Annotated in this window: 5 protein-coding genes and 1 pseudogene; 5 read left to right on the top strand and 1 reads right to left on the bottom strand. The window is 37.8% G+C overall.

Annotated features, from left to right (window positions below; all coding sequences use genetic code 11):
- A partial coding sequence (locus ES765_RS23080) for a transposase (protein WP_171017281.1) occupies nt 1-96 on the bottom strand: 96 nt, incomplete at its 3' end.
- Between the two features lie 67 nt (nt 97-163).
- Here ES765_RS23080 and ES765_RS21225 point away from each other — a divergent pair.
- From ES765_RS21225 to ES765_RS21205, 5 genes and pseudogenes are all read left to right on the top strand, one after another.
- Nucleotides 164-586, top strand: a pseudogene (locus tag ES765_RS21225) (pyrroline-5-carboxylate reductase family protein); the annotation flags it as partial.
- Nucleotides 579-1,364 (top strand): glutamate 5-kinase, encoded by a 786-nt coding sequence (gene proB, locus ES765_RS21220; RefSeq protein ID WP_138116497.1) that lies wholly within the window; start codon nt 579-581, stop codon nt 1,362-1,364. The pseudogene ES765_RS21225 and the gene proB, both read left to right, overlap by 8 nt.
- A gap of 1 nt (nt 1,365) precedes the next feature.
- Nucleotides 1,366-2,565 (top strand): glutamate-5-semialdehyde dehydrogenase, encoded by a 1,200-nt coding sequence (locus tag ES765_RS21215; RefSeq protein ID WP_138116495.1) that lies wholly within the window; start codon nt 1,366-1,368, stop codon nt 2,563-2,565.
- Nucleotides 2,566-2,609: 44 nt separating this feature from the next.
- Nucleotides 2,610-3,467 (top strand): putative beta-lysine N-acetyltransferase, encoded by an 858-nt coding sequence (ablB, locus tag ES765_RS21210; protein WP_138116493.1) that lies wholly within the window; start codon nt 2,610-2,612, stop codon nt 3,465-3,467.
- Between the two features lie 189 nt (nt 3,468-3,656).
- Complete coding sequence (locus ES765_RS21205; RefSeq protein ID WP_138116491.1) at nt 3,657-3,980, top strand: hypothetical protein; 324 nt, start codon at nt 3,657-3,659, stop codon at nt 3,978-3,980.
- Nucleotides 3,981-4,296: the final 316 nt, after the last annotated feature.

Here is a 4,296-nt window from a genome sequence, read left to right as displayed (position 1 = left end):
ACCTAACTCTCTCGATACATCTCCTACCGACCTTCCTTGTTCATTTTCCTTTAGAGCTTTAATAATCTGGCTCTCGCTAAACTTGCTGCTTTTCATGATGACAGTTTGAATTTAAAGTTAGTAAATTCGAATTATTAACTGTCCTACTTATGGGGAAGCCTACACTTCACCTGAAGTTTCCAGAATAGAATTATTGACTATAGGAAGCTTATTGGATACCACAGGGAAATCTGTACTGGTAAGCGACGAAAACTATATCGATGCCTCTACTGGCATATCGGGTAGTGGCCCAGCCTATGTGTTTTACTTTATGCAAAGCATGATGGAAGCAGCATTGCAGATGGGGTTTTCAGAAAATGTTTCCAAAGTTTTGGTTAGCCAGACTTTTACGGGAGCAATAGAACTATTCAATCAAAATAACCTATCTCCTAATTCTTGGATGGAAAAGGTAGCGAGCAAAGGTGGTACCACACGTGCGGCTTTGGACTCTATGGATAACAATAATGTAGGGGAATTGATAAAAGAAGCCGCTTTTGCTGCTTTTAACAGGGCCGTTGAACTGGGAAAGGAGAAAGAATATGTATAAAGAACTGATTGTCATTAAGGTCGGCACCAATGTAATGACCAATAAGGATAACAGAATAGTGAGACCCGTTCTTAGAACATTGGTAAAACAAATAGCGGAACTGTACGAACGCGGAATTGTCACAATATTGGTATCATCAGGTTCCGTTATTGCGGGCAAAGAGGTTATGGGTAAATCGAACATCAAGGACAAGACCCAAAGAAGACAGGTATATTCCGCTATTGGGCAGCCAAGAATGATGCGGTTGTACTACAATATCTTCCAAGATTACGGCATGAAGTGTGCCCAAGTGCTCCCGACAAAGCGAGATTTTAGTCCAGGGGTACACCGTCAGAATATGATAAACTGTTGTGAGGGTCTTCTTTCGGAAGGGGTAATCCCAATTGCCAATGAAGATGATGCGGTATCGGTTACTATGTCCATGTTCTCCGATAACGACGAATTGGCTAGTTTGATAGCACAATTGATGAATGCGGACAAGCTTATTATTTTGACCGATATCGACGGACTGTATACGGGTAATCCTACCGACGAGAAAAGTAACCTTGTACCATATGTTGACCCCGAGGAAAATCTGGACAAATACATTGAGGACAACAATAAACAAGCAGAAGACGGTAGGGGCGGTATGGGCTCTAAATTGAATTATGCTCAGCAGGCCGCTGCAGAACGCATTCCTACTTTTATTGCCAACGGGAAAAAAGATCACACGATCATAGATATTATCGAAGGAAAAAATGTGGGCACAAGAGTAGCCCTTGAACAAATAAATACATAGCATGAAAATATTATCGGAGAAAACAAAAAATAACGTTTTGGGATGTATGGTGAAGATTTTGAATAAGAACCGTACACTATTGTTGGAAGCGAACGTTAAAGACCTTGATCACTTCAACAATGATGATCAAGCCATGTACGAGCGATTAGTGGTAAACCACAAAAAAATCGAAGAAATGATACGGGCAGTTAGAGAAGTTCGTTCCCAAAACGATCCAGTTAATAAGGAAATCAGCACTAAGGAATTGCAAAACGGTCTAAAAATCATTAACAAAACGGCACCCTTTGGTACCATTTTGATCATATACGAATCCCGACCAGATGTGACTATAGAAGCTGCTGTTCTTGCTTTTAAAGCAAATAATAAAATCCTTTTAAAGGGAGGTAAGGAAGCCCTTTACAGTAATAAAGTTCTTGTAAGCTTTTGGCATCAGGCGTTGTTGGAAAATGATTTGCCTACCGATTATATACAACTCCTAACTATGAACAGGGAGGAAACACAGGAGTTTTTGAAAAATCCTCCGGAAAAATTGGACCTTATTGTACCAAGAGGCGGCGAACGCCTGATAGCTTTTGTAAAAGAGCATGCGAACTGTGCCGTTTTAGTAAGTGGGAGGGGCAATAATTTCCTATATGTAGATCAACATGCGAATTGGGAAAAAAGTATAGAGGTCATTCTAAATGCAAAAACGGATAAAATATCGGCCTGCAACGCATTGGATAAAGTATTGGTCAGTACGGATATTGATAACTTCCATGAAAAAATGACCGATTTGGGCCACATTCTAAAAAACAATGGCATATCTATTTTAGTAGATGGCTATGTGAAGGAAGTTTTAAGGGAAGAGCCCCTTATTTCCGAGGAATCCGTTTGGGAAGAGGAATTTTTGGCCATGAAATGTTGTATTGGCGCCGTTGATTCTTTACCAGATGCCATTGAAAAGATAAATGCAAATTCAGGTGGTCATTCGGCAACGATAATGACTACTGATAAAGAGGCCGCAAAAAAATTCATGGAACAAGTGGATTGTGCGGTGGTATATCAAAACGCTTCTACCCGATTTACAGATGGTGGTCAAATGGGCGTAGGCGCAGAATTGGCCATAAGTACAGATAAGTTACACCATCGAGGGCCTTTGGGCTTAAATGAGCTGGTATCCAATAAGTACTACGTTTATGGCAATGGTCAAATTAGAGAATAGTAGTATGGATAATATCAAACTTTATTAAAAATAGAATATAGACGATGCAAATTGGAGATTCATACGATACAGTAGAACAGATAGAAGGGGCTATGCTACAACATGGTGATACACATAGTCGCTTGTATTTGATGCAGGTGGAGCAAAACAATTGGGATGAGCTTATCCCCAAGATGAAAGACCTGGCCAAAAAGAAAAGTTATGATAAAATTTTAGGCCGGGTGCCTGAAGAAGCAATAAAAGTTTTTCAATCAAATGGATATGAGATTGAGGCAAAAATACCCGGATTGTACAACGGAGAAAAAGCAGGGTATTTTTTAGCCGATTATCTTGAAAAAGAGCGCGGTTCTTGTAGCGAGCAGGAACTAAAGACCATAGAATCAGTAAAAACCATTGCTTTAGCCGCCAATAGTTCTCTTGAGGATGCCCATTTTGAACTACCCAGTAATCTGTACGTTCGTAAGCTTAACAAGAATGATTTATTCGCCATGGTTCATTTACACGAGATAGCATTTAAATCGCACTCGTTTCCCATAAACACAGCAGAGTATCTTTTGGAACTTGTAGAGCAAAACCATGAGTTTTACGGCCTTTTTCAGGAGGAGGAACTGCTTGTTACTGCCATCATTAAAATTCATAATGAAGAATCCAATGTAGAAATCGTCGATTTCGCAACACATCCTGATTATAAAGGACAGAACCTATCTTATTATCTTGTTCAAGAAATCAAAAGAGATATGGACATGAGTGAGTATAAAACCATTTATTCCTTAGTTAGGGCTACTTCCTATGGTTTGAACATTACCTTTAGTAAACACGGATTTTCACTCGGAGGAACACTATTGAACAATACAGTAATACGAAATAATTTAGAAAGTATGAATGTTTGGTATTCGAATTAATTAGAGGACAGTGCACTACTAAAAGTAGTACTATCCCATAAATTCTCAATCTTTTACAAATGTAAATTATGGGTGTCGGTTAATGGCTTTAATTAAGTTGCTTAGCCTTCACTAAATAACATCAATGAAGGGTTTATTTGCTTTTTATCTTAACTCGTTACAATTCCCTAATTAAAACCTAAAGAAGTTATGGAAACAAAACTCTTATTTCATAATGAAAACAGCCGCCATATATACTTTGAAGGAGACTATGTTGATATGGACAACTCCGTTGAATTTGAAACACTTCCCAGAATAGGAGAAAAAATCATTCTAAATGACGACCTAGAGTTTAATGAATTTACTGGATTGGATGAGAAACAAATCAATTACTTTGAAACATTTTTTAAAGAGAACTATACGCGAACAAGACTAGGGTACGAGTTCATAGTTTTTGATATTGTACATTTCCCCGGTGGAAAATATACTTGGATATGTATGAAACCAAAGTTAAATAAAGGATTAAATATATAAGCTGGATATCATCAATTATGCTATTGATTGTAATTGTGATAAAACCTTTAAATAGACTTTCCAAAATGTTATCTGCACTCATTACAGAATACACATTTTGGAAAGAGCTAAACTTTTCAGGTGGTATGAAGGTATATTTAAACGGCTCTTTATTTAAACTAATTGGGGGGTTTAGGAAAGTTTAATGATGGGTGGGATTAATTATACTAGTTCAAATAAGTAGGAATTAGCCTTAATTGAACTTTGCTAATGTTTTAAGTAAAACCTGGATGGCTAAACAAACGATTTCTTACCGCTACCCACTAAGCATAATCTT

Origin of the sequence: Maribacter sp. ACAM166 (genome assembly GCF_005771495.1) — a bacterium.
GTDB lineage: Bacteria > Bacteroidota > Bacteroidia > Flavobacteriales > Flavobacteriaceae > Maribacter.
This window is presented reverse-complemented; position numbering and strand designations above follow the sequence as displayed.